This window comes from Curtobacterium sp. MCJR17_020 (assembly GCF_003234365.2).
Lineage (GTDB): Bacteria > Actinomycetota > Actinomycetes > Actinomycetales > Microbacteriaceae > Curtobacterium.
Genome location: NZ_CP126260.1, coordinates 580190 through 604391 on the forward strand (window position 1 = coordinate 580190; position 24202 = coordinate 604391).

General features: G+C 70.3%; 24 protein-coding genes. 16 read left to right on the forward strand and 8 right to left on the reverse strand.

Going from position 1 to position 24202, the window contains the following annotated elements; all coding sequences use genetic code 11:
* The first annotated feature begins 14 nt into the window (after window positions 1–14).
* The 8 genes from DEJ14_RS02825 to DEJ14_RS02860 all read left to right on the forward strand — a co-directional run bounded on the left by DEJ14_RS02825 (window position 15) and on the right by DEJ14_RS02860 (window position 9767).
* On the forward strand, window positions 15–3632 hold the full coding sequence (locus DEJ14_RS02825; RefSeq protein WP_111086152.1) for a S8 family peptidase: 3618 nt from the start codon (window positions 15–17) through the stop codon (window positions 3630–3632).
* 143 nt (window positions 3633–3775) lie between these two features.
* Window positions 3776–3940, forward strand: a complete 165-nt coding sequence (locus DEJ14_RS02830) for a hypothetical protein (RefSeq protein WP_159573348.1) — start codon at window positions 3776–3778, stop codon at window positions 3938–3940.
* A gap of 248 nt (window positions 3941–4188) precedes the next feature.
* Entirely contained in the window at window positions 4189–5484 is a 1296-nt protein-coding gene (locus DEJ14_RS02835) for an adenylosuccinate synthase (protein ID WP_111086193.1), read from the forward strand.
* Window positions 5485–5486: 2 nt separating this feature from the next.
* Window positions 5487–6047 carry an arsenate reductase/protein-tyrosine-phosphatase family protein gene (locus DEJ14_RS02840; RefSeq protein WP_111086151.1) on the forward strand — a complete coding sequence of 187 codons (561 nt, stop codon included), beginning with the start codon at window positions 5487–5489 and terminating at the stop codon, window positions 6045–6047.
* 151 nt (window positions 6048–6198) lie between these two features.
* The gene (locus tag DEJ14_RS02845; protein WP_111086150.1) at window positions 6199–6690 is read left to right on the forward strand and encodes an SRPBCC family protein; all 492 of its coding nucleotides are present in this window, start codon (window positions 6199–6201) and stop codon (window positions 6688–6690) included.
* Between the two features lie 95 nt (window positions 6691–6785).
* Complete coding sequence (locus tag DEJ14_RS02850) at window positions 6786–7760, forward strand: CPBP family intramembrane glutamic endopeptidase (RefSeq protein ID WP_111086149.1); 975 nt, start codon at window positions 6786–6788, stop codon at window positions 7758–7760.
* Window positions 7747–9102 (forward strand): sensor histidine kinase, encoded by a 1356-nt coding sequence (locus DEJ14_RS02855; protein WP_111086148.1) that lies wholly within the window; start codon window positions 7747–7749, stop codon window positions 9100–9102. Before DEJ14_RS02850 ends, DEJ14_RS02855 begins: the two co-directional genes overlap by 14 nt.
* Window positions 9099–9767 carry a response regulator gene (locus DEJ14_RS02860; protein WP_111086147.1) on the forward strand — a complete coding sequence of 223 codons (669 nt, stop codon included), beginning with the start codon at window positions 9099–9101 and terminating at the stop codon, window positions 9765–9767. Before DEJ14_RS02855 ends, DEJ14_RS02860 begins: the two co-directional genes overlap by 4 nt.
* 24 nt (window positions 9768–9791) lie before the next feature.
* On the opposite strand, the gene DEJ14_RS02865 is transcribed toward DEJ14_RS02860, so the two are convergent.
* The gene (locus tag DEJ14_RS02865) at window positions 9792–10271 is read right to left on the reverse strand and encodes a hypothetical protein (RefSeq protein WP_111086146.1); all 480 of its coding nucleotides are present in this window, start codon (window positions 10269–10271) and stop codon (window positions 9792–9794) included.
* A 124-nt stretch (window positions 10272–10395) separates the two neighbouring features.
* On the opposite strand from DEJ14_RS02865, the gene DEJ14_RS02870 reads away from it, so the two are divergent.
* Entirely contained in the window at window positions 10396–11031 is a 636-nt protein-coding gene (locus DEJ14_RS02870) for a TetR/AcrR family transcriptional regulator (RefSeq protein WP_131881141.1), read from the forward strand.
* A gap of 104 nt (window positions 11032–11135) precedes the next feature.
* Entirely contained in the window at window positions 11136–11693 is a 558-nt protein-coding gene (locus DEJ14_RS02875; protein WP_181437600.1) for a GNAT family N-acetyltransferase, read from the forward strand.
* Here the strand turns inward: DEJ14_RS02875 and DEJ14_RS02880 are convergent.
* Window positions 11648–12745, reverse strand: a complete 1098-nt coding sequence (locus tag DEJ14_RS02880) for a BLUF domain-containing protein (RefSeq protein ID WP_111086145.1) — start codon at window positions 12743–12745, stop codon at window positions 11648–11650. The two genes, DEJ14_RS02875 and DEJ14_RS02880, sit on opposite strands and share 46 nt — an antisense overlap.
* Before the next feature lie 224 nt (window positions 12746–12969).
* Here DEJ14_RS02880 and DEJ14_RS02885 point away from each other — a divergent pair, with 224 nt between their 5' ends.
* Entirely contained in the window at window positions 12970–13695 is a 726-nt protein-coding gene (locus tag DEJ14_RS02885; protein WP_111086144.1) for an SGNH/GDSL hydrolase family protein, read from the forward strand.
* Between the two features lie 29 nt (window positions 13696–13724).
* Here the strand turns inward: DEJ14_RS02885 and DEJ14_RS02890 are convergent, their stop codons facing one another.
* Entirely contained in the window at window positions 13725–14441 is a 717-nt protein-coding gene (locus DEJ14_RS02890; protein WP_111086143.1) for a TetR/AcrR family transcriptional regulator C-terminal domain-containing protein, read from the reverse strand.
* A gap of 230 nt (window positions 14442–14671) precedes the next feature.
* Here DEJ14_RS02890 and DEJ14_RS02895 point away from each other — a divergent pair, with 230 nt between their 5' ends.
* The 3 genes from DEJ14_RS02895 (at window position 14672) to DEJ14_RS02905 (ending at window position 16897) form a co-directional block, all read left to right on the forward strand.
* Complete coding sequence (locus DEJ14_RS02895; RefSeq protein WP_111086142.1) at window positions 14672–15481, forward strand: DUF2382 domain-containing protein; 810 nt, start codon at window positions 14672–14674, stop codon at window positions 15479–15481.
* A 105-nt stretch (window positions 15482–15586) separates the two neighbouring features.
* Window positions 15587–16354, forward strand: a complete 768-nt coding sequence (locus DEJ14_RS02900; RefSeq protein WP_111086141.1) for a mechanosensitive ion channel family protein — start codon at window positions 15587–15589, stop codon at window positions 16352–16354.
* Between the two features lie 102 nt (window positions 16355–16456).
* Window positions 16457–16897 (forward strand): YsnF/AvaK domain-containing protein, encoded by a 441-nt coding sequence (locus DEJ14_RS02905; RefSeq protein WP_111086140.1) that lies wholly within the window; start codon window positions 16457–16459, stop codon window positions 16895–16897.
* A 35-nt stretch (window positions 16898–16932) separates the two neighbouring features.
* On the opposite strand, the gene DEJ14_RS02910 is transcribed toward DEJ14_RS02905, so the two are convergent.
* On the reverse strand, window positions 16933–17400 hold the full coding sequence (locus tag DEJ14_RS02910) for a MarR family winged helix-turn-helix transcriptional regulator (RefSeq protein WP_258373332.1): 468 nt from the start codon (window positions 17398–17400) through the stop codon (window positions 16933–16935).
* Between the two features lie 117 nt (window positions 17401–17517).
* Between DEJ14_RS02910 and DEJ14_RS02915 the strand changes: the two genes are divergently transcribed.
* Both DEJ14_RS02915 and DEJ14_RS02920 read left to right on the forward strand, forming a co-directional pair.
* The gene (locus DEJ14_RS02915; RefSeq protein WP_111086138.1) at window positions 17518–18120 is read left to right on the forward strand and encodes a hypothetical protein; all 603 of its coding nucleotides are present in this window, start codon (window positions 17518–17520) and stop codon (window positions 18118–18120) included.
* Between the two features lie 31 nt (window positions 18121–18151).
* Window positions 18152–19138: a signal peptidase I gene (locus DEJ14_RS02920; RefSeq protein ID WP_111086137.1), complete on the forward strand. Its 987-nt coding sequence runs from the start codon at window positions 18152–18154 to the stop codon at window positions 19136–19138.
* 27 nt (window positions 19139–19165) lie between these two features.
* Here DEJ14_RS02920 and DEJ14_RS02925 read toward each other — a convergent pair whose 3' ends face one another.
* The 4 genes from DEJ14_RS02925 to DEJ14_RS02940 form a co-directional block, all read right to left on the reverse strand.
* Window positions 19166–19777, reverse strand: a complete 612-nt coding sequence (locus DEJ14_RS02925) for a hypothetical protein (RefSeq protein ID WP_111086136.1) — start codon at window positions 19775–19777, stop codon at window positions 19166–19168.
* 79 nt (window positions 19778–19856) lie between these two features.
* The gene (locus tag DEJ14_RS02930) at window positions 19857–20909 is read right to left on the reverse strand and encodes a BLUF domain-containing protein (RefSeq protein WP_111086135.1); all 1053 of its coding nucleotides are present in this window, start codon (window positions 20907–20909) and stop codon (window positions 19857–19859) included.
* A gap of 106 nt (window positions 20910–21015) precedes the next feature.
* The gene (locus tag DEJ14_RS02935) at window positions 21016–22740 is read right to left on the reverse strand and encodes a glycosyltransferase (protein ID WP_111086134.1); all 1725 of its coding nucleotides are present in this window, start codon (window positions 22738–22740) and stop codon (window positions 21016–21018) included.
* A complete protein-coding gene (locus DEJ14_RS02940) occupies window positions 22737–23906 on the reverse strand; it encodes a hypothetical protein (RefSeq protein WP_111086133.1) in 1170 nt (389 codons plus the stop codon). The genes DEJ14_RS02935 and DEJ14_RS02940 overlap by 4 nt, the downstream gene beginning before the upstream one ends.
* Window positions 23907–24202: the final 296 nt, after the last annotated feature.

Here is a 24202-nt window from a genome sequence, read left to right on the forward strand (position 1 = left end):
ACTCCCATCGCATCATGCGCGTCCTGACCGCCGGCATCGCCGCCGTGGCCCTGACGTGCGGCGGCCTCGCAGTCGGGGGCGCGGCCTCCGCAGCTCTGACCGGGGTGTCGGTGGCTGACCTGAAGCTCTCCGCACCGCTGCGTGACGCCAAGCCCACCAAGACCGTCGCCGCCTTCGTGCGCACGACCGGCCAGGGTGCCCTCGAGGTGGACGCCGCCGCGAAGGGCGGTGACCTCACCAAGTCGCGGACCCAGTCCTCGGCTGCGAAGAGCCGCGTCAAGGCGATCGAGTCGACGACCGCGGCCGTCCGCGCAGCCGTCAAGCGCGCCGATGCCGACTCGACCGAGCTCTACTCGACCGAGTACACCGTCCCCGGTGTCGCGGTCGTCGCCGACGTCTCCGCGCTGCAGGACATCGCGAAGCGCTCCGACGTCGAGAGCATCATCCCGCTCACGCCGAAGAAGATCGTCGAGCCGACGGTGAACGCCGACGCGAGCGCCGCTCCATCCGGCGTGGACCCGAGTCTCGTGAAGCCGGGCGCCGACGGCGTCTCGCCGAAGAACGCCGCGAGCGACGTCTACACGCGCTCGCTCAACGCCTGGCAGCAGACCGGGCACACCGGCAAGGGCGTCAACGTCGCCGTCCTCGACACCGGCCTCGACTACACGCAGGCGGACTTCGGCGGACCCGGCACCACCGCGGCCTACCAGCAGGCCCTGGCGAACGCGAGCTCCGGCGCCCCGGACCCCAGCCTGTACGACGCGTCGAAGTTCCTCGGCGGGTACGACTTCGCCGGTGCGACGTACAACGCCGACCCGGACGCCGAGGGCTACGACCCGGTGCCGGCTCCGGACGACAACCCCATCGACGGCAAGGGCGGCGACCACGGCACGCACGTGTCCGGTTCGATCGCGGGCTACGGCCTGACTGCCGACAAGCAGCAGTTCGACGGCGACTACACCAAGCTCACCACGCAGCAGGTGCAGGACATGTGGATCGGTCCGGGCACCGCGCCCGAGGCCGGCCTCTACGCCCTGAAGGTGTTCGGTGACGGCGGCGGTTCCACTGACGTCACGGGTGCCGCGCTCGACTGGGTGGGCCAGGCGCTCACCGAGGGCAAGGACATCAACGTCCTGAACCTGTCGCTCGGCTCCGACTACGGCGCACCGGACGACCCCGACAACGCCAAGATCGACGCGCTGACCGCACGCGGCGTCCTGCCCGTGATCGCCTCGGGCAACGCCGACGACTTCACCGACATCGGTGGCTCGCCGGGCAACGCCGAGGGTGCGCTCACCGTCGCCGCGAGCGCCACCGGTCAGTCGCTCTACGACGGCGTGCAGGCCACGGCCCCCGCGAACGTCGCGAAGACCTACCGGTCGCAGTACTCGCAGAACTTCACGGGCACGCTGCCGGTCGAGGGTGACGTCGTCGTCCCGACCAGCAACATCGACGGCTGCGCCGCGTTCAGCGCCGCCGACGCCGCGAAGATCGCGGGCAAGGTCGTCTGGCTGAAGTGGACGGACGGCGCGCTCGAGTGCGGCTCCGGTGTGCGCTTCAACAACGTCCAGGCCGCCGGCGGCGTCGGCGTGCTCCTCGCGGGCACGATCAACACCTTCGACTCGGGCATCGCCGGAAACGCGACCATCCCCGGAGCCGAGCTGACGCTGGACGCCGCCACGAGCCTCCAGGCAGCTGCCAAGGCGGGGACCCTGCACGTGCGATTCGCGGACGAGCTCAAGGGCTTCGAACTCGCCACCGACCCGGAGGCCGTGAACACGCTCGCCGCGTTCACCAGCCGGGGCGTGCACGGGTCGTTCAACGACATCGTCAAGCCGGACATCGCCGGCCCCGGGGTCAACGTGATCTCGGCGGCCAACGGCACCGGTGACGGCCGCATGTCGATGAGCGGCACCTCGATGGCCACGCCGGACGTCGCGGGCATCGCGGCGCTGACGTTCCAGTCCCACCCGGAGTGGAGCGCCCCGCAGGTCAAGGCGGCGCTCATGAACACGGCGACGCACGACGTCAAGGACGGCTCGCGATCGGCGACCCTGCTGCGGCAGGGCACCGGCCGCGTCGACGCCCTGCAGGCCGTGACCGCCGGCACCACCGTCCGGAGCGTCGAGAACGACCTGCTCGTCACCGCCTCGTTCGGTGTCGTCGAGGTCTCGAGCGCGACGACCGAGAGCCGCACCCTGCAGATCGCGAACACCGACGGCGTCGCGCACACCTACGACGTGGCCTACCAGCCGCAGGTGTCGCAGCCCGGCGTGACGTTCGCGCTCAACACGAAGCGGGTCACCGTCCCGGCGAACCGCACCGCGACGGTGAAGCTCACCTTCTCGATCGCCGACCCGACGAAGCTCCGCCGCGTCATCGACCCCACCCAGGAGTCGGTGCAGCAGGGCTACCAGCGCGAGTTCGTCACCGCAGCCTCGGGCATCGTGGCGTTCACGCCGACCGACACGACCGCGGTGCCGCTGCGCGTCGGTGCGTACCTCGCACCGAAGCCCGTCAGCTCCGTGCAGGGTCGTTCCACCGTCGCCTTCACCGGCCCGGGCAAGTCGGCCGACCTGACACTCAAGGGACGCACGGTCGACCAGGGCGGCCTGACGACCGGCTACCACGCCGCCGTCGCACCGTTCGTGCTCGGCGGGACGGACCCGGTCGAGTCGTTCCCGGCGGGTGCGGCGAAGCAGTCGCTGCAGGCGGCGGACATCCGCTCCTACGGCGCGAGCTACGACAAGGCCTCGGACACGATCGCGTTCGGCATCCAGACGGCCGGTCCCGACGCCGACCCCGGCGCCGTGACCAACGTCGAGGTGCTCATCGACACGAACCGTGACGGCGAGCCCGACTACCTGGTCTACAACGCCAAGTCCGCCGCGGTGGACGCGACGTTCGCGACGACGATCGACCTGGCCAAGGCTGCTCTGAACGACCCGGACGTCGACCCGGTCGTCGACGTCCAGCCGCTGAACGGCGGGGCACCCGGCCAGGACGTCAACACCTTCGACAGCTCGGTGAAGGTGCTCACGACCACGGGTGCGCTGATCGGCGCGAAGGGCAAGTTCACCTACTCGGTCCTGACCGAGTCGGCGTACGCCCCGGGTGCCGCGACCACGGGCTCCTCCGTGGTGGACGAGACGAAGAGCGCCTCGTTCGACCCGTCGAAGCCGGCACTGTCCTTCGCGCAGGGCCGCAGCACCGGCGTCCTGTTCGCCGACTCCGGCGTCCTCCGGGTGACCCGGGCCTCGGGTGTCACGAAGGCCACCGTGCTGCTCCTGCACCTCGGCAACGCGTCGGGCAAGCAGGCCGGCACGTCGACCATCTCGGTGACCCCGCCCAAGCTCGCGCTCGCCGCGGGCAGCAAGGTGACGGTCAGCGGGACGGCGAAGGTCGGCTCGAAGTTGTCGGCCAACCACGGCAAGTGGAGCACGACGAAGGCGACGTACAAGTACCAGTGGCTCCGCGACGGCAAGGTCGTGGGGAAGGCCACCGCTGCGACGTACAAGCTCGGCACCTCCGACGCGGGACACAAGTTCTCCGTCAAGGTGACCGCGCACGCCTCGGGCTACAAGGACGGCACCGCGACGTCCAAGTCGACCGCGAAGGTGTCGCGCAAGTAGTGCGGCGTCCTCGCCACTGAACGAACAGGAGACGCCGGATCTGCAGTGCGGATCCGGCGTCTTCTGTTCGTCCGGCGCATGCGAGAACGCGGATTCGGGACAGGTAGTTAGACAAACTAGTTACTCGGTGCCAGGGTTGCAGCATGCAGAACACGCTGAGCCAGCTCCGGGCCAACCCGACCGAGTGGCGCCGCCGGGGGCTCACCCCGCCCGACGTCGTCCAGGCGATGATCGAGCAGCGTCTCGCCGAGCCCGGCTACTCGCAGCCCGTCGGCGACCCGTCGTACCAAGACTTCTTCCGCGCCTGATCGCGCGGCGCGTGCTTCGCGCGCAACTGACGGACGGGAGGCACGGTGCCAGCTGGCACCCCTCCCTCGCGGGCTCGGTCGGCGCGCCCCGCGCAACGCTTCGCGTCGCCGCTGAGCGGAATGCGCCCGTCAGCCGTCACCATCTCGGGCACGCGCCAGGTGGCGCGGAGGTGACCGTCCGATAGACTCGGGTGGACCACCGGCCCGCCTGGTCGCGTGAGGTCCTCCGCCAACGTGAGGAGAACCAGATGCCCGCAGCAGTCATCATCGGAGCCCAGTGGGGCGACGAGGGCAAGGGGAAGGCCACCGACCTCCTCGGCTCCCGCATCGACTACGTCGTGAAGTTCAACGGCGGCAACAACGCCGGCCACACCGTCGTCGTCGGCGGCGAGAAGTACGCGCTGCACCTGCTGCCCTCCGGCATCCTCACGCCCGGCGTCACGCCGATCATCGGCAACGGCGTCGTCGTCGACCTCGAGGTGCTGTTCCAGGAACTCGACGCGCTGAAGGCCCGCGGCGTCGACACCTCGAAGCTGCTCGTGTCGGCGAACGCCCACCTCATCACGCACTACCACCGCACCATCGACAAGGTGACGGAGCGGTTCCTCGGCAAGCGCCAGATCGGCACCACCGGTCGCGGCATCGGTCCGTCCTACGCCGACAAGATCAACCGCGTCGGCATCCGCGTCCAGGACATCTTCGACGAGAACATCCTGCGCCAGAAGGTCGAAGCGGCCCTCGACCAGAAGAACCACCTGCTCGTCAAGGTCTTCAACCGCCGCGCGATCGACGCCGAAGAAGTGGTCGAGTCGCTGCTGTCCTACGCCGAGCGCCTGCGCCCGATGGTCGCGGACACCGCCCTCGAGATCCACCGGGCCCTGGAGCGTGGCGACACCGTCCTGTTCGAGGCCGGTCAGGCGACCATGCTCGACGTCGACCACGGCACCTACCCGTTCGTGACGTCGTCGTCGGCGACCGCCGGTGGCGCCGCGACCGGTTCCGGCATCGGCCCGGGCAAGCTCGAGCGCATCATCGGCATCGTCAAGGCGTACACGACCCGCGTCGGTGCCGGTCCGTTCCCGACCGAGCTGTTCGACGAGTCCGGCGAGTTCCTGCGCGCCAACGGCTTCGAGTTCGGCACCACCACGGGCCGTCCGCGCCGCTGTGGTTGGTACGACGCCCCGATCGCCCGGTACACCGCGCGCATCAACGGCGTGACCGACTTCGTGCTGACCAAGCTCGACGTGCTGACCGGGCTCGAGACGATCCCCGTGTGCGTCGCCTACGAGGTCGACGGCGTGCGCGTGGACGAGGTCCCCGTGAACCAGTCCGACTTCCACCACGCGAAGCCCGTGTACGAAGAGTTCCCCGGCTGGACCGAGGACATCACCGGCGCCCGCTCGTTCGACGACCTGCCGAAGAACGCCCAGGACTACGTGCTCGCGGTCGAGGCGATGTCCGGCGCGCGGATCTCCGCGATCGGTGTCGGTCCGGGCCGCGACGCCATCGTCGTCCGGCACGACCTGCTCGGCGCCGGCGCCTGACGATGCGGGTCCTGTTCGTCTGCAGCGGCAACATCTGTCGTTCGCCGCTCGGCGCGCAGGTCCTGACGGCGCGACTCGGCCCGGACGCTGCGGCGTTCGTGGTCGAGTCCGCCGGCACCATCGCCGACGACGGCGCCGCGATGGACGGCGCCGCCGCAGCACAGTCCGTCCGGCTCGGCGGTGATCCGTCGGGGCACGGCTCGCGCTACTTGACGACCGCGATCGTCGAGGACGCCGACCTGGTGCTGACGGCCGAACGGTCGCACCGCGCGGCCGCGGTGTCGCTCGCACCCCGGGCGACGAAGCGGGCGTTCACCATCAAGCAGTTCGCGCGGGTCCTCGGTGGGCTCGAGCCCGGTGACCTGGCCGACGTGCACTCGCCCGAGGCCCTGGTCGAACGGGTCGCACGCCTGCGCGGCACCGTCCCGCCGCCGGCCGACCCCGCGGACGACGACGTCGACGACCCCTACCGCCGGTCCGAGGCGACCCACGCTCGGGTCGCCGACGAGATCGACGCCGCGCTCGCGCCCATCGCCGACGCGCTCCGGGCCGCCCTGCGCTGACGCCGCGCCGACCGAGCTCGCACGGTGCGAGCCCTTTCGTCCGGTGCGAGGTTGCCTCTTCGGTGCGGGGGCTTTGTCCGCGCACGGAGTGTGCAACCTCGCACGGGCCGGCGGACGTCGCACCGTGCACGGTGCCGTGCGAGGATGACTCATGCCCGTCGTCGAGTCCCGCTGTGTCGTGCCGGTCGAACCAGCCGTCGCCTTCGCCGTCTCGCAGACGCAGGGAGCGATCCGGAAGCGCTGGGACCCCTTCATCCGACGCCAGCACCTGGTCGGTGGTGCGACGGTCCCCGGCAAGGGTGTGCGGACGTACACCGTGCAGCGGTTCGGCTTCGCGATGGAGAGCGAGTACGTCTCGTACCACCCGCCGTCGAACGTCGGGATGAAGATGACCAAGGGGTCGTGGTTCTTCGAGCGGATGGGCGGCGGGTGGCGCTTCACCGCGGCCGAGGGCGAGCCGGGGCGCACGCTGGCGGTCTGGCGGTACAACTTCACCTGCCGGCCGAAGTGGTTGGCGCCGCTCGCCGAACGGATCGGCGTGCTCGTGCTGCAGCGGGACATCGACCGGCGCATCCGCGGCTTCGCCCGGGGCTGTGAGGACCCCGTCGTCCTGGCCCACGTGGCCGCCCAGCACACCGCCTGAGCGGCCCGGGAGCCCTTGCATCCTTCGATGGAACTCCCGCAGGTGCATCCCGAAGCCGGTCGTCCCCGAGCGCGCTGATTCCTAGCGTCGTGTGCATGACGAACACCACCGAAGCCCGGCCCACCGCCGGCACCACTCCGCGGGAGCGAGGGGGAGTCAGCGGCGTCATCGCCCGGCACCCGCTCGCGTCCTTCTTCACCCTCGCGCTCGGCCTCAGCTGGCTGGCATGGATCCCGTACATCCTGTCGCCGCACGGCCTGGGCGTGTGGGACCTGCACTTCCCCGAGGTCCTCGGCTCCGCGCAGTTCACCGGCGTGCTGCCCGGGGCGCTGCTCGGCCCGTTGGGCGGCGCGTTCATCGTCACCGCGGTCGCCGACGGCCGTCCGGGCCTCCGTCGCTGGGTCGGCCGGCTGTTCCGCTGGCGGGTCGCCTGGTACTGGTACGCCCTGGCGCTCGTCGTCGTGCCGGCCGTGATCGTCGCGTCCGCACTGCCCTTCGCCGGCGGTGACGTGCGCGCCCCCTCGGCGCTGGCGTTCGCCGCCCTGGTGCCCGGCCTGCTCATCCAGCTGTTCTCGACCGGCCTGAGCGAGGAGCCCGGCTGGCGCGACTTCGCCCTGCCCCGGCTGCAGCACCGCTTCGGCGGGCTCGGAGCCGCCGCGATCCTCGGTCCGATCTGGGCACTCTGGCACATGCCGCTCTACCTGAGCGACTGGGGCGGGTGGCCGAACGCGCACTGGAGCGAGCCTGTGGTCTTCGCCCTGTTCACGATCACGTTCAACGTCGTGATGATCCAGGTGTTCAACAAGACCGGTGAGAGCCTGCCCCTTGCGCTGCTGCTGCACGTCGGCGTGAACAACACGATCTCGACGCTGTTCCCGGAGATGTACCCGAGCATGACCGCCGGCACGCTGATGATCGGCCTGACCATCACCTCGACCGTCGCCGCCGCGGTGCTCCTCGTCGTCACCCGCGGCCGCCTGGGCTACGACCCGGCGCGCCGTGCGCTGCCGATCGACGCCCCGGTCCCCGCCCGCACCCGCCTCGTAGGATCACACGATGGCCTCCGCTGACCCGCGCACCCGTCCGCCGCGCGACGGCGACCCGCGCACCCGCGACCGCCGCGTCGACGTGCTCGTCGCGCTCGGCACGGCCGTCGTGGCCCTCGGCCTGCTGCTCGGCCTGCCGCCGCTGGACGCCCTCGAGCCGGACGGCCCCGCCCTGGCACTGCGGGTGCCGGCACCGTTCACCGCCGCGTGGACCGTCCTGGCGCTCGGCCTGCTGGTCCAGTCCGCCGCCCTGCTCGCCGCCCGTCGGGCACCACGAACCGTGCTCGTCGCGGTGTCCGCGCTGCCGGTGCTCGTCGCCGCGCTCGCTCCGCAGTCGCTCGACCTGTTCGGCCTCACCGCGCTGCCAGTCGTCGTCGCCGTCGTCCTCGCCGCCCTCCGCGTCTCACTCGCTCGCCTGTGGCCGACGCTGTTGGTCGCCGCCGCGCTCGTGGCAGCCGGCAGCACGGTCCTGTCCGCGGTCGCCGGCGGAGCGCTCCGGGGCGACGTCACGCAGGGACTGTCCGGCGCACTCGGCCAGGGCGTCCTGCAGGCCGTCGGCGCCGTCGGGCTCCCGCTCCTGGTCACCCTGCTGGTGCGGTCCCGCCGCGAGGTCCGCGCCGCCCGCACCGCCGAGGCGAGCGCGGTCTTCCGCGAACAGGACGCCCTGGTCGACGCGGCGGTGTCCCGTGAACGGGCCGCCATGGCCCGCGAGCTCCACGACATCGCCGCCCACCACCTGTCCGGCATCGCCCTGATGGCCGCCGTGATCGACCGGCAGATCGACAGCGACCCGGAGCGCGCGCACGAGGGTGCCCGTCAGGTGCGGGAGCAGAGCACCGCCGTCCTCGACGACCTGCGCCGCCTGGTCGGGCTCCTGCGCGAGGACGTCCCCGCCGAACGCGCGGTCGAGACGGTCGCCGGCATCGTCGACCTGGTCGAGCGTGCCCGGTTCCGCAGCGACGTGCGCCTCGACGTGCTCGCTGGCTACCACCAGCACGGAGCGCAGGCACTGGCCGACGGCGTCGGCCCGCTCGCGCAGCTCGCCGCCTACCGGACGGTGCAGGAGGCGCTGGCCAACGCCGCCCTGCACGCCCCGTCCGCGCCGTGCACGGTCACCGTCGACGACCGCGACCCGACCCGGGTGGTGATCCGGGTGGAGAACGCACCGGCCGCCGCTCCGGCAGCGCCGACCTCACCGTCGGGCGGCAACGGCCTGCGGGGGATGCGCGAGCGGGCGGACCTGGTGGGGGCGAGCCTCCAGACCGGTCCCACCGCCACCGGCGGATGGCTGGTGGAGCTGGCGCTCGGACGGGAGGCACCTGCCGCACCCGCGCAGGCCACCGACGGTGACGAGGTGGTCGCGTGATCCGCGTGCTGGTGGCGGACGACCAGCCGCTGGTCCGTGCCGGGGTGTCCGCCCTGCTCGGCGCGGAGGCCGACATCGAGGTGGTCGGCGTGGCCGCCGACGGCGGCGAGGCGCTCGCGCTGGCGCGCTCGTTGCGACCCGACGTGGCCTGCCTGGACATCCGGATGCCCGTGAAGAACGGCATCGAGCTCGCGCGGCTGTTCTGCGCTCCCGACGCCGACCCGGCGATCCCGGTGCTGATGCTCACGACGTTCGACCTGGACGACTACGTGTTCGGTGCGCTCGAGGCCGGTGCCTCCGGGTTCCTGCTGAAGGATGCCGAGCCGGACACCATCGTCGACGCCGTGCGGCAGGTCGCCGCGGGGAACGGGACGCTCGACCAGGCCCTGACCCGGCGGGTGCTGCGCGAGTTCGCGTCGCGACGGAGCCTGCAGCCGGTGTCGGGGGACCGGGCAGACGGAGTGCTCACCGCCCGCGAACGCGAGGTCCTGCTGCTGCTCGCGCAGGGGATGTCGAACGAGGAGATCGCGGTCGCTCTCGTGCTCGAGGTCTCGACCGTGAAGTCGCACCTGGCGCGGATGCTGCCGAAGCTCGGGGTGCGGTCGCGGTTGCAGGCCGTGGTGTGGGCGTACCAGAACCGGATCGTGGCGGTCCCCGAGCCGTAGGGCGCGCGTGGTGCGTGCCGGGCGTCAGCCGGTGGTGAGCGGCTCGGCGGCGCCGGGGACGACGAGACGCCAGACGCTGTCGTCGTCCTCGGGGTCGGCCTTCGTCAGGTAGAGGCGGAACGTTCCTTCCGCTGCGAGGACGTCGCCGTCGAGGTACTCGACGGGTTCACCGCTCGTCTCGCACTGGTCCGAGGTGCTGATGACCTGGATGGTGTGGCCGGGGTCGTCGCCCTTCGACACGTCGGTGACCGACGCGTCGTAGACGTCGTAGACGCCCTGGAACTCGACGGTGCGGCCGGTCTTGTCGACCTCCGCATCGACGACGAGGTCAGCAGCTGCACGGCGTTCGGCCGGAGTGTCGAGTGCGATGCGCGAGGCACACGCCACGCTCTTCTCCTCGGTGTCCCGGCGGGGCTGGACCCGGCCCTCCGCATCGCACCCCGCGAGCCCGCCGGTGACCACCAGGGCCAGCACCACGACCGGTACGATCCGTCCCCACTGCATGGGATGAGTATCGCTCGCAGGTCGATCGGTGGGAAGTGTCGTGGCCGGATCGTGCTGGTCCGTTTTGCGCGCGATCCCCGTTCGGGGGCTTGGGTGGGACCGGTGTGCCTGGTGGGGTGTATGCATGCACATCGAATCATCGCGCCGGACCTCGGACGATGCTGCCCTCCGATCGGCCGTCGTGGACGGGATGATCACGGCACTGCGGACACGTCCGCTCCACGAGGTGACCCCGGCCGTCGTCGCGGACCACGCCGGCCAGGACGTCGACGTGGTCGAGCGGACGTTCCCCAGCTGGGACGGTCTGCTCCTGGCCACCATCGACCACTGGAACGAGCAGCGCACCGCACCGCTCATGCCACTCGCCGAACGGTTCGGGACGGTGCCGTTCCTGCGTGCGATCGTGACCGCGAACATCGCCGACCCGTCCCTGATGCGCTTCCTCACCGCCACCCTGAACATCGCGGCGTCACCGGAGCACCCGCTCGCGCCGATGTTGCACGCGCGGTGGCGCCGCTTCCACGCCTTCGTGCAGGACTCCCTGCAGCGCGACAGCCTGCTCGGTCGCGAGCCGAGCACCATGGAGCCGTCGCGCGGCGCCGAGCAGCTGCTCGCGACCTACGAGGGACTGCAGCTGCAGTCCATGGTGCGCCCCGAGATGGACCTGCTCGAAGCGTTCGACCGGGCAGTCACCCGGTTGCGCGAGGGATGGTCCCGCGAGTACGTCGCCCCCGTGTGGGACCTCGACCTGGTGAGCTGACCCGGACCCACCGCAGACCACGGACGCTAGGGCGTCCGAGGGCAGACGCCAGCCGTCTGCACGCGCCACCGCTCGATTCGGGTTCGAGCGGAAGCGCGCACACCGTGCCGCCGCTCGATTCGGGTTCGAGCGGCGGCACGCACACCGATCACCCACGGGGCACCCGCGACGACGCGGCGCCGGGCGAGGAACACACCACGATGCAGCACCTGACGTTCTCGGTCGCGGCCGAGCCATTCGACCACGAGGACGCCGTCCGGCTGCGCGCCGCGGCGCGGATCGAGGTCGACCGGATCTACGGCCGCCCGGCCGACCGTGGCCGTCCGCTGACCGAGGCGACCGCCGCCGTGCACGTCATCGCCCGCGACCCCTCCGGTCTGGCACTCGGTAGCGCGTCGCTCAGTGCCGCGGGAGACGGGGTCTTCGAGATCCGGCGGCTGTTCGTCCGACCGGACTCCCGCGGGCAGGGCGTCGGCGACCTGCTGGTGCTCGAACTGCTCGCGCAGGCCGAAGAGCTGCAGGCGCCGGCGGTCGTCGCCGAGTTCGGCGTGCTGCAGCCGCACGCCGCCGCGCTGTTCAGCCGGAACGGGTTCGTGCGGATCCAGCCGTTCGGGCCCTACCGCGACGACCCTGAGTCGGTCTGCTTCTCGCGGGCGTTGTGATCGCCCGTGCCCTCGACCGGGATCTCGAAGAGGTCCGTGTGCCGGTAGTCCTCGGCCCACCCCCGCCGCAGCCGTGACGCCGCACGGTCGAAGGACGCGATGATGTCGAACCCCTCGATGAGGAGCGACTGGATCCGCAGACCGTCGTAGAGCGCGAGGAGCTGCTCGGTGGCACGCGCGGGATCCATGGTGGCCGGTTCGCGACCGACCCGGATGTCCCGCTCGAGTGCTTCCCGGACGGTCCGACGGAACCGGAGGTACAGGGTGCGGTAGTACTCCGCGCCCTCGTGCCCGGGGTCGGTGCTCGAGGCGAGCGTCGAGGCGAGCAGTCGCATCAGCGCCGGTTCCTCCGAGTACGCCACGACCAGCGCGTGCAGGTAGGCGACCGCGCCGCGCGTGTCCGCGATCGGCCGCAGGGGCCGTGACACGGAGCTCGACCACCGGTCGACCGTCGCCGTCAGCAGGCTCTCGCGGGTGGGGAAGTGGGTGCGCAGCTCGTCGACGGTCATCTCGGCCCGGGCGGCGACGGTGTCGACGTCGACCTGCTCGACCCCGGTGTCGTGCAGCGCCGTGATCGTCGCGTTGACGATCCGGGTGCGCAGCTCGACGCCGTCGTCGCCGTGCTGGTTCGTCAGCGGCGCCAGGGGGTGCTTCCGGAACCACTCCAGCAGGGCCGTCGCGCGGGACGTCCCGGTGGCGGGGTCGGGCGCGTGCCCGTCGGCGAAGAGGTCGAGGAACCCCGGGATCTCCTTGATCAACGGGTCCGCCGGTTGGAACGCCATCGACCACTCCGGGAAGGACCGCGTCGCGACGGTGTCGGCGGCGACCTGGCGCACGTTGGTGTGACGGGGGTCCTGACGGATGCCCTCGAACCGTTCCCGCACGACCTCGTCGTCGCCCTCGATGATGCCGATGCAGTTGCTCCCCTGGTGGGCGAGGATCCCCGTGATGCCGAGCTGCAGGTTCTTCTCGCGACCGACCACCAGGATCTCGGCGAGTTCCTCGTCCGTGACCGGTCGGCTCATCGTGCTCACGTACACCAACGACAGCATGTGGCCCCTGTTCCTCGAAGCGAGCTCGTGTTCCACACAGTGGCGCACACCTGCCTCGATGGCAAGGCGTGCCGATCGCGTCGCGCTCCGCCTGTCGTCTGTGGCCCGTGGCCGGCGCGCAAGGTGGATGGCGCGGTGTCCTGGCGGTGGGCCGCTGCCTACGCTGGAGGAACCGGACACCGACCGGGTCCCGGTCGGTGAAGGTGCTCGGAAGAGGTGGGGCAGTGTCACGGACGAAGTCGTTGCGCCGCGCTGTGTTCAGGTTCCCGTCGCGCAGTGCGCGCGTCGTCGAGTTCGTGTTCCGTCGCCTCGACGCGACCGGGGACTTCTACCCGGACGACGCGATGGAGGGCACGGTGCCCGGCCCGGACCCGGATCGCGTGGTGTTCGTGGGTGAGCGGGGCGAACTGTCGCTCGGCGTCCGCACCCACGAGCTCTCGCTCCCCGCGTTCTTCGCTCGGCACCGGGCAGCACGGACCGCGCGCGGCGTCTCCTGGAAGATGCTCCCCGCACCGTCGGCGAGTGTCCGGGAACTCCCATCCGTCATCGCCGCCCACCGCGAGGACCTGGGGCGGTGCGACCTCGTCGTCGTGTTGGTCGGCATCACGGATGCGCTCCGGGTCCTGCCGACGAGGGTGTGGGAACAACGCGTCCGTGACACGATCGCTGCCCTGCGCGAGGTGGTGCCCGTGGATGCCGAGGTCGTCATCGGTGAGATCCCACCCCTCGACAACGCCGGGAGTCTGTCCCGGCCGGCTCGGCTCGCAGCCGGGGTGCACGGTCGTCGCCTCAACGCGCGGACTCGACTCGTCGTCGAAGCCTGTCCACGGGTGCGCGCAGTCGGGTTCCCGGACGAGCTGACGCGGTCGGTGTGGCGGCCCGAGTCGGACGAGCACCGGTACCGCGACACGTACAAGGTGTGGGGTGGGCACCTCGACGCCCACGTCTGACGGCCGCGTCGCCGGACCGCGGTCGCGGGTCATTGCGACAGTTCGCGGTCCAGTCGGTCGAGGAGTGCCTCGAGGGAGACCTCGAACTCCTCGTCGCTGCGGTCCTCGCTCAACAACGTGCGGAGTCGGCGGACCTCCGGTGCGACGTCGAGGGACGTGTTGCCGTCGCCCTCGGGGATGGCGGCGCCTCCTTCGTCGAGCGGTTCCTCGGCTGGGCCTGCTTCGGCACCGCTGACCACTGACTGCAGGAGGAGCTGGCCGAGCAGGAAGCTGCTGAACGCTCGGTACGCGTTGACCGCCTGGGCGTCCGTGAAGCCGTTCCCCGTCAGCGCGGTCAGGAACGTGTTGACGACCTCGACGCTCCGCAGCGGCGGGCGGAGCCAAGGGGCTGCAGGGTGGCGGGTCGCCACCAGCGGGAACGCCTTCGGGTGGTCCGTGGCGATCTGCCGGACGGCATGGGCGACCGTTTGCAGGAACCCTTGCCAGTGTGCTTCCTCGGCCTCGGTGAGCTGCGAGGTGAGATCCCGCATCAGTGAGGCGACGACGCCTTCGAGCAGGTCTTCCTTCCCGTGCACGTAGCGGTACAGGGACATCGCCTCCACGCTGAGCTCCTGCGCGAGTGACCGCATGGACAGTCCCTGGGGACCTGACCGATCGATCTGGTGCAACGCGGTCTCGACGATGAGGTCACGGCTGAGCCTCGGTGCGTTCGTCTCGGAACGGTTCGCCCTCGATCGTGCTGCCACGGCTGATCTCCCTGCCGATCCGCGGTTCGTGGCTGACAACGGGCGCTGCGCCGAGTTCGCGGCCGACAAACCCACGCTATCGCGACTTACGATGTAAGCTCCCGCTGGGCTTACGCCGTAAGTCCACGAGGTGGTGGTCTCCGCCGATCGAGCGGGCCGTGCGCCGCCGTCACCTCGGATCCACTCCGCATCGAACCCCAGGCGATCTGCCGGGGAAGAGGAGTACCACCATGATCGACAGCAGCAGCATCAACGACCTCACGGGCGCCGACGTCTACGGGAGCGACGACGCCAAGATCGGCACGGTCGGCCAGGTCTACGTCGACAACGACACCCAGGCTCCGACCTGGGTGACGGTGCGGACCGGGCTCTTCGGCACCTCGGAGTCGTTCGCACCCTTGAACGACGCGACGTTCGAAGCCGGCGCCGTCCACGTCGCCTACGAGAAGTCCTTCGTGAAGGACGCCCCGCGGGTCGACGCCGACGGGGCGCTCAGCGCGGACGAGGAGCAGTCGCTCTACTCCTTCTACGGCAACCCGTCGAGCGCGTCGGCGGATGCGGGTCTGTACGACCAGGACGCCGACCGGAGCACGGACTCCGCCGACGTCCAGGGGCACGACACGTCCGGTCCGACGACGGACGACGCCATGACCCGCTCCGAGGAGCGGCTGCACGTGGGTACCGAGCGGATCGAGTCCGGCCGTGCCCGTCTGCGCAAGCACATCGTCACCGAGCAGGTCACCAAGACCGTGCCCGTCAGCCACGAGGAGGTCACCCTCAGCCGGGAGCCGATCACCGACGCGACCGCCGACGATGCCTTGTCGGGGCCCGCACTGAGTGAAGAAGAACACGAGGTCGTGCTCACCGAGGAGCGCGTCGTCACCGCCAAGGAGACGGTCCCGGTCGAGCGCGTCCGGCTCGGCACCGAGACCATCGCCGGCGAGCAGGAGGTCACCGAGGACGTTGCGCACGAGGAGATCGTCCTCGACGACACCGCCGTGACCGACGAGACCATCGCGGACCGCGACGCCCGTTCCTGATCGTGCTGGGCGACGGTCGCTCGGCGACAGCCGGACGTCCGTCGCCAGCACAGGACGCCTCCTCTGCGCCCTGTCCACCCGACCCTCACCCGAAAGGCTCACCCCATGGACTTCCCCGCCGCTCTGCAGAACGGACTGGCCGCGGTCATCGCGTTCGTCCCGCTCGCGTTGCTCTTCCTGCTCATCCTCGTCGTCGGCCTGATCGTCGCGAAGCTCATCGAGAAGGGGCTCTCGCGTCTCCTCACCAAGGTCGGCTTCGACCGTGCCGTCGAACGCGGGGGCATCAAGAAGGCCCTCGCGAACTCGAAACTCGACGCCTCCGACATCGTGTCGAAGATCATCTACTACACGCTGGTGCTGTTCGTGCTCCAGTTCGCGTTCGGCGTCTTCGGGTCCAACCCGGTGAGTGATCTCCTCGCCGGCATCATCGGGTTCCTGCCGAAGATCATCGTCGCGATCATCATCATCGTGGTCGCCGCGGCGATCGCGGCCGGAGCGAAGGGCCTGATCCAGAACACGCTCGGTGGTCTCTCCTACGGCAAGCTGCTGGGCAACATCGTCGCGGTCTTCATCGTCTTCATCGGAGCGACCGCGGCGTTGAACCAGATCGACGTGGCCACCTCGGTCACCACCCCGATCCTGATCGCGGTCCTGGCGATCATCGCCGGCGTCGTCATCGTCGGAGCCGGCGGCGGACTCATCAAGCCGATGCAGCACCGCTGGGAGGCGATCCTCGAGAAGGCCGAGGCCGAAGCCCCGAAGATCCAGCAGCACGCCCAGCGTGCGCCGTCCGTCGTCGAGCAGGCAGAAGAGGCTGCCGGGAAGGCCAAGCGAGCTGCCTCGCCGACGACCAGCTCCCATCGCTCGAACTGAGCGAGCCCTGTGTGTCGGCCCCGCTCACCATGGGCGGGGCCGAGGGCCATCCGCGCGCTCCCGTGTTCGCTCGGGACCGTGCCCCCAGCATCGGAGAAGACCATGACCTCTCGCCACGCACCGCGCGACGCTCCGGGTGGTGACGACCGGACGGACCAGTTCGACGTGGTCCGACGCGAAGAGCGACTCGTCATCGGCACCGAACGCCACGCCATCGAACGGGTCCGGCTCGAGCGGGTCATCGTCACCGAGCAGCGGACCATCACAGTGGACGTCAGTCACGAGGAGATCCGACTCGTCCGTGAGCCGATCGGCGGCGCGGTACCGGTGTCGGCCGGCACCACGGACACCGTCCACGAACCGATCGTCGTGGTCCTCCGCGAGGAACAGATCACGGTCTCGACAGCAGTCGTCCCGGTCGAACGCGTCACCCTGACGACCCACACCGTCACGGAGGGACACCGCGTCGAGGCGGGGCTCCGGCGGGAGGAGATCGACATCGTCACGTCGCACCGTCGGGCCGGAGGAGCTCCACTCCCGTGAGTCGCGAGGGGGACGCGTGAGGGAGTCGGTCGTCCTCAGTCGACGCTGGCTTCGCGGAAGGCGTGCGACACGCGTTCGGTGAAGTGGATGAACACCTCCGTGCTCTCCGGCGGCAAGGACTGCCGGAGTGCCCGGCGGTAGGCGGCCCGGAGCGTCCCGACCACCGCGAACCCGTCGGCGCTCAGCTCGATCCGCACGCTCCGGCGGTCGTCCGGGTTGCGGACACGATCGAGCAGGCCTCGCTTGGTCAGACGGTCGAGCAGGGCGGTGACGGCTCCCGTCCCCATCTCCAGGTACCCGCCGAGTTCCTTCGGCGTGCGGTCGTCGTCGACTGCGCCGAGGAACTTCAGCGCGCGGAGGTCGACCGGGTTCAGGTCGTGCGTGACGGCGAGGTGCTGCATCAGGTGCGCGTGCTCGACCTGAGCGCTGTAGAACGCGGCGACCGCCTCGTCCAGCAGGCGATCCTGGTCGGCGTCACTCATCGGAGGAGGGCTCGCGCTCATGGTCCCATCTTAGACGAGATCCGTTTGGGACAAAAATTGACTTGAACGAATTTGTAGGCGTATGGTTCACCTAGCTCGAAATTCGAGTCAAGTCTCAACCTGAACGGATCTCCTCTCATGCGTCGCCCGAACCGCACCATCGCCCGTGTCGCCACCCTCGCCGTCATCCCGGCTGCCCTGCTCGCCGCCGGTGTCGCCGTGTCCACTGCGTCGTACTCGGCGTTCTCGGCCACCTCGTCGGACGACGCCAACAACTGGTCGATGGGATCGGTGGCGTTGAGCAACGACGCATCGAACGGTGCGCTCTTCGCTGCGTCGAACCTCAAGCCCGGTTCCACCGGGACGAACTGCATCGCCGTCACCTCGACCGGCTCGCTCCCCAGTGCAGTGAAGCTCTACGCCACGAACGTGCAGCAGACCAAGGCGCTGGCCTCGTACGTCACCCTGCAGGTCAAGCAGGGCAGCGGTGGAGGCTACGGCACGTGCAACGGCTTCACCGCGGCGGCCGGGTCCGACGGTCTCCTGTACAACGACTCCCTCGCGTCGTTCGCGTCCACCCGAACGAGCTACGCCACCGGCGTCGGGACGTGGAAGCCCACCGGCGACAAGTCGGAGACCAAGACCTACCAGATCACCTACACCGTCTCGTCGGATGCCCCGGCCTCCCTGATGGGTGCCACCGCGAGCCTCGGGTTCACCTGGGAAGCGCAGAACTCCTGAGCGGCCGGGAGGACACGAGAGGAGGTCGGTCATGCGTCCGTCCGTGTGGGGTCGGTTCGCCGTGGTGCTCGGCGCCCGGGGGATCCTGGCTGCCGTCCTCGGTCTCGTGTTCTGGGCTGTCGCTCCGATGGTCCTCGGCTGGCACACCACCACGGTGATGACCGGCTCCATGGAGCCGTCCCTGCACCCGGGTGACGTCGTGGTGAGCAAGACGGTCACCGCGGGAGAGCTCCGGAAGGGACAGGTGTTGCTCTTCGCCGACCCCGACCACGTCGGCACCCTCCGGCTGCACCGGTTCGACTCCCTCAACAGCGACGGGACCCTCACCACGAAGGGCGACGCGAACCCCTCCGCCGACTCCACACACATCTCCCGGTCCGCGGTCACGGGCGTCGGGTACCTCCGTGTCCCACTCATCGGCACACCCGTCCTCTGGGCTGCGGACCATCGAACGGGCCCGCTCGTCGCCCTCGGTTCGGCCCTCGTCCTCGTCGCTGGACTCGCCGTCCTGCCCGCCGTCGCAGATCCGAGCAGGACGACAGGGGCGTCCCGACGTGGGCCCCGGCATCGTCAGCAGGACCACCGGCCGTGGGCGGTGGGGGCTCTCCTCGTCACTTCTGTCTGCACCGTCGCGGCGCTGGCGGTACCTGCTCCGGCGGCCGCCGCGGCCTTCGCCGCCACCGCCACCGCACCCAGCACGATGGCGACCGTGGCCGCGACCCCGGCCACTGCGCTGACGTGCACGTCGAACACGAACGGGTCGGTCACCATCGGGTGGACCTACGACGGGGTGGCACCCGAGCGGTTCACCACGGTCATCGACGGCGCCGCGAGCAGCGACACCAGCGCCGGCACCGCCCGATCCACCACGATCAGCTCCTCGGACCTCTTCTCGTTCCGCACCTCCAGTGTCACCGTCCGCGCCGACGTCACCTCGACGTGGACGACGACCTCCGCCAGCAGCGTCCGCATCAGCACCGTCCGCTTCCTCGGACTCGGCCGCACCAGTTGTGCCTGACCCGATCCCGCCCTCGTGGGCGGGAGGTCACGACGTCCGCGAAGGCGCCACGCGGAGCCCGGTGGAGCGCCGCTCGAGATCGGCCAGCGCGCGGATGACCTCCGGATCCCGGTGCCGCCATCGGTCGACGACGTCGACGCCGAGCCGGCCGGCGGCGTTCCGGGTCGTCAGCGCGCGGACAGCGAGCAACTCGGCTCCGTCCGGCTGCTGACCGAGGCGCTGTGTGAGCGTGGCGAGCCGGATGAAGCCGCCGCGGTACCGGATCCAGACCACCACCAGGACGATGATCAGCACCGCGGTCGACGAGGTACCCAGGAGGTGCGCCACGTGCAGCGTCTCCTGCTGCTGTTCTGCTCCGGCAGCCGCGATCCGCTGCGCGCTCTGGCTCGCGTCCTGCAGCGGTGCGCTGACCGACTTGCCGATGAACGGCACCTTCTCGAGTGCCGTTGCGGTGCTGCTCAACTGCTCCTGGAACGCGGTGCCCTGGTCGTGGACACGAGTTCCGATGTCGGCGAGGGCGCTGATCGATGCGGAGACCGCTCGCCCGAGCAGAACCGCGGCGACCATCCCGGCCACCACGACGACATCGAGCAGCACCTGCCCTGCCGTGCGGATCGGACGTGCGTCGTAGAACACCATGGACAGGTCCTACCACTCGCGCGATGCTGTGCCTCTCGGCCATCGGCCCATGTGGAGTCGGCGGGACCGGCCCCCGTCGTCAGGCGCTGGGGATCGTGGGCAGGTCCCAGTAGGCGGGTCGTTCGTAGTGTTCGGTCCAGCCCCGTCGCATGCGCGACGCGGCGCGGTCGAAGGCGTCGACGACGTCGGTGTCCGGTGTGAGGAGCGCCTGCAGACGGATGCCGTCGTAGAGGGCGAGGAGCTGCTGTGCACCGCGGATCGGATCCATCGTGGCGGGTTCCCGCCCGGCACGGACGTCTTCGGCGAGGGCGGTGCGCACGGTCTCACGGAACTGGAGGTAGGCGGACCGGTAGTAGTCCGCTCCGTCGGTCGACGGGTCGGTCGACGTGGCGAGTGTGGACGCGATCAGGCGCATCAGGGCTGGTTCCTCGGCATGGGCGGCGAGGAGCGCGTGCAGGAACGCGATCGTGCCCTTCTCGGCGGCGAGGGGGAGCAGGGGAGCGGAGACTGCTCGGGTCCACCGCATCACGGTCGCGGCGAGCACGGCGTGCTGCGACGGGAAGAGCCCCAGGACCTCGGGGACGGTCATCCCCGCGCGTTCTGCGACGTCCTCGAGGGTGAACCGGGACGCGCCACCGGCGTGGACAGCGGTGATCGCGGCGTTCAGGATCCGGGTTCGGGGGATCTCCTCGTCGGCCGCGTCCTGGTTCGTCAAGGGAGCGAGCGGGTGCTTCCGGAACCAGTCGAGCAGAGCACGCGCGCGGGACGCACCGAAGGTGGAGTCGTTGGGGCGGTTGGCGGTGAAGAGGTCGCTGAACCCCGGCACGTCGTGCAGCAACGGGTCGAGCGGCTGGAACGCCATCGACCAGTCCGGGAAGGACCGGTGTCGGATCGGCTCGTTGAGGAGCACTCGGACGTTGGTGTGGCGGGGATCGGCTCGGACCTGATCGAAGCGTTCAGCGACGACGTCGTCGTCGCCCTCGATGATGCCGATGCAGTTGTCGTCGCGATGTGCGAGCATCCCGGTGACACCGAGGCGGGTGTTCTTCTCCCGGCCGACGGCGAGGATCTGCGCGAGTTCCGAGTCCGTGATCGGTCGGGTCTGCGTGCTGGTGTAGACGAGCGATCGCATGATGGTTTCCCCTCAGGTTCTGACATGACCGGACCGACCACAGCGTGCTCCACCTCGACCGACGAGGCAACCCCCTGAACGGGAGACGCCCCGGCGACCGCAGTACTCACACGGATGACGTCTTGGTGAGACCGTGCTCCGTCTTCTCCCAGTAGTGGGGTCGGGTGATGAGCTGCCACAGGCCCTTGTAGGCGGCGACCGAGTGCAGCACCCAGTACGCGGGGTTCAGCAACGCCCAGAGCATCAGGTCGAACCGAGCGCGTTTGTACGGCCCCATCATGGTCAGGTAGATCATCGTGGCGTTGCCGAGCAGGAAGTCGAGCACGCACAGCCAGAGCACCGGGGCGGGGAACACCGAGGCCGTCCACGCCGTGGGCAGCACGAGCGTGGCGATCGTCACCGCGATGCCGGGCAGCATGCCGAGGAACGTCAACGGTGTCCCGGCGATGAGCAGCGCGAACGCAGCAGCCCGGCGCAGCCCGATCTCCCGCACGAGCGCACGGGGGCGCCGGGCGTGGACGAGGGCGGTCTGCATGTACCCCTTGATCCACCGCGACCGCTGCCGGACGAAGTTCGGGATCGAGGTGTTCGCCTCCTCCATCGTGGTCGAGTTGACGACGGAGACGCGGTACCCGACCGCGGACGCACGGATGCCCAGGTCGGCGTCTTCGGTGACGTTGTAGGGGTCCCAGCCACCGAGCTCACGCAGGAGCTCGGTGCGGAAGTGGTTCGAGGTCCCGCCCAGCGGGATCGGCAGGTTCCGGGCGTCGAGGCCGGCGAGCATGTAGTCGAACCAGTACGAGTACTCCAGCGTGAACATGCGCGTCAGGGCGTTCTCGTCGGCGTTGAAGTAGCTCAGAGCGGCCTGGACGCACACCGTGTCGGTGCCGGCCCGCTCGAACGTGGTGAACACCTTCTTGAGCTGGTCGGGGTCGGGGCGGTCCTCGGCGTCGTAGATGACCACGTACTCGCCGCGGGCGATCGCGAGGCCGACGTTGCAGGCGCGCGGCTTGGTCTGCGGCGCACCGGGAGGGACGATGACGATCCGCATCCAGGCCGGTGGATCAGCGTCGAGGACGGCCTGGCGTGTCTCGTGGTCCTCGGCCTCGACGAGGACCAGGACCTCGAGGCGGTCCTTCGGCCAGTCGAGGACCTCGAGGTTGCGGACGAGGTCGCCGACGATGTTCGCCTCGCGGAACACCGGGACCAGGACGGTGTACGTCGGCAGCGTGGTGTCGTCGAGCGCGGCGACGTCGGCCGCTGAGACCTGCTCGACGAGGTCGAAGCGGGCGCCGACCATGGAGACCCAGAACTTGAAGACGATGCCGGCCAGGAACCCGAGCGAGAGCACCGCGGTGACGATGGCGGCGGTCGTGCCCGGAGCGATCACCAGGCAGCCGGCGAACGCGAGCAGGGCGATGCCGCCGCCGACCTGTTGACCGCGGGACAGCACCGTGCGGGCGGACATGGCCGGGATCGTGCGGGCGAGGTCGTGTGCGGCGAGGTCGGCGACCTCGTCGTCCAGCTCCCACATGATGCGCTGGCGGACCTCGGCCTCATCGACCGCCCGGAGCACGACCGGCTCGCCGAACTCCTCGGTCAAGGCGGCCCGGAGCACATTCGGGTCCGACCGGCCGCTGGTCAGGACGAGGACACCCTCGCGGATCCGTGCGGAGGCGACCCAGCCCTCGTCGACGTGCCGGCGGACCGAGCACCGGTGCGGCGGGCGCCAGTCGGACTCGCCGCCGCGGTGCCGGGCGGTCGTCTCGTCGATCGACGGGGTGTCGGTCTCGCTGGTGACGGCGGACGCACCGGACACGATGGCGGTCATGCGCCCACCGCCGAGATCAGGGCGTGCATCCACTCGGCGACGACCTCGCGTTCGAACGCCGCGGTCCACGCGAGCGGGATCTGGAGGGCGGCGAGCACCATGACGAGAGCGCTCGTGACCCGGCTGCTGACACGCGGGAGGATCGCGATCGCGACGGCGAGCATCGTGACGAACGTGTTGCCGGCGGTGGCGACCGGGATGAGCCCGATCGCGTAGCCGGCGAGGATCCCGGCGAACAGCGCGACCACGATGACGATCGCACCGGGTCGGTGCACGAGCAGGGCCAGGAGGCACCCCGCGACGACCATCGCGAGGAGCAACAGCCCGTCGAACGAACCCACCAGGTGCTCGAGGCCGCTCAGCCGGGTGCTGTCGGTGTGCACGGTGTTCCGCAGTGCCGCGAACGGGTCGCGGAGGACGAGCAGGTCGAGCACGGACATCGAGCCGATGACGGCGATGCTCGGGAACACGAGGACGAGCGTGTTCGCTCGGCGGATGCCCGGCTGTCCGTGCCGGGCGAGCTCCAGCAGCGGGGCGGTCAGAGCTGCGATGACGACGTAGACGAGGCCCATGGGGTCGACGAGCGTCGACACCATCAACGACAGGCCGGCACGGAACCCCGCCTGGGTGTCGCCGTACGAGAAGAACCGCACCATGTCGGCGATCGCGAGCGCGAACAGCGCGATGCCGAGGAAGGCCTGCAGGTCGTTGAGGGCGACGAAGGCGTAGAGCGGGTTCGCGCCGAGCGCGATCGTGAAGACGACCACCTTCCGCATCCGGAGACCGCGCCGGAGCATGGCCTGCGCCAGGAGTTGCAGCAGCACGCCGGCTGCGAGGCCGCCGAGGACCGCTGCACCGTGCACGCCGAACGGCAGGAACCGGAGCAGGACGCCGGAGAGCAGCGGGTAGAGCTGACCGACGGCCTGCACGACGCCGCCGTCGAGTGCCGCCGTCGCCCGGTCGAGGGTCGCCTGGTTGCCGGTGAGCTCCAGGAGCGGTGTGGTCGGGATCTCGATCGAGAGCACGGCGACCACGACGTAGGGCACGGCGAACGCGAGCCGGAGGAGCCACCGCGTCCACGCGCGGGGGAGCGGCCGGAGCGCCGATCGGTGCGGCGGCTCGGCCGACGACAGGACGGCGCTCAGACGCGGGACGGTGACGGTCATGCGCGCTCCTTCGGGTGGATGCGGACAGTGGAGCCCAGGCACCCATCACAGTCGGAGGACAGACGAATCGGTACACCCAGAACGGGGTACAGGCGAGTCCCCTAAAGTGAGGACCTCTGCGCGTCTCGTGAATGGGGGTGCCGCCGCGTCGAACCCGAATCGACACGCCGGCACCCACCGTGACCGCCCCACCCGAGGGAGGTCACCTTCGCTTGGTGCCAAAGCTCCGCGCGGATCTCGTCCGCAACGGAGTTGCTGACTCGATGACTCAATCAGGCGACGCCCCTCGTTGGTAT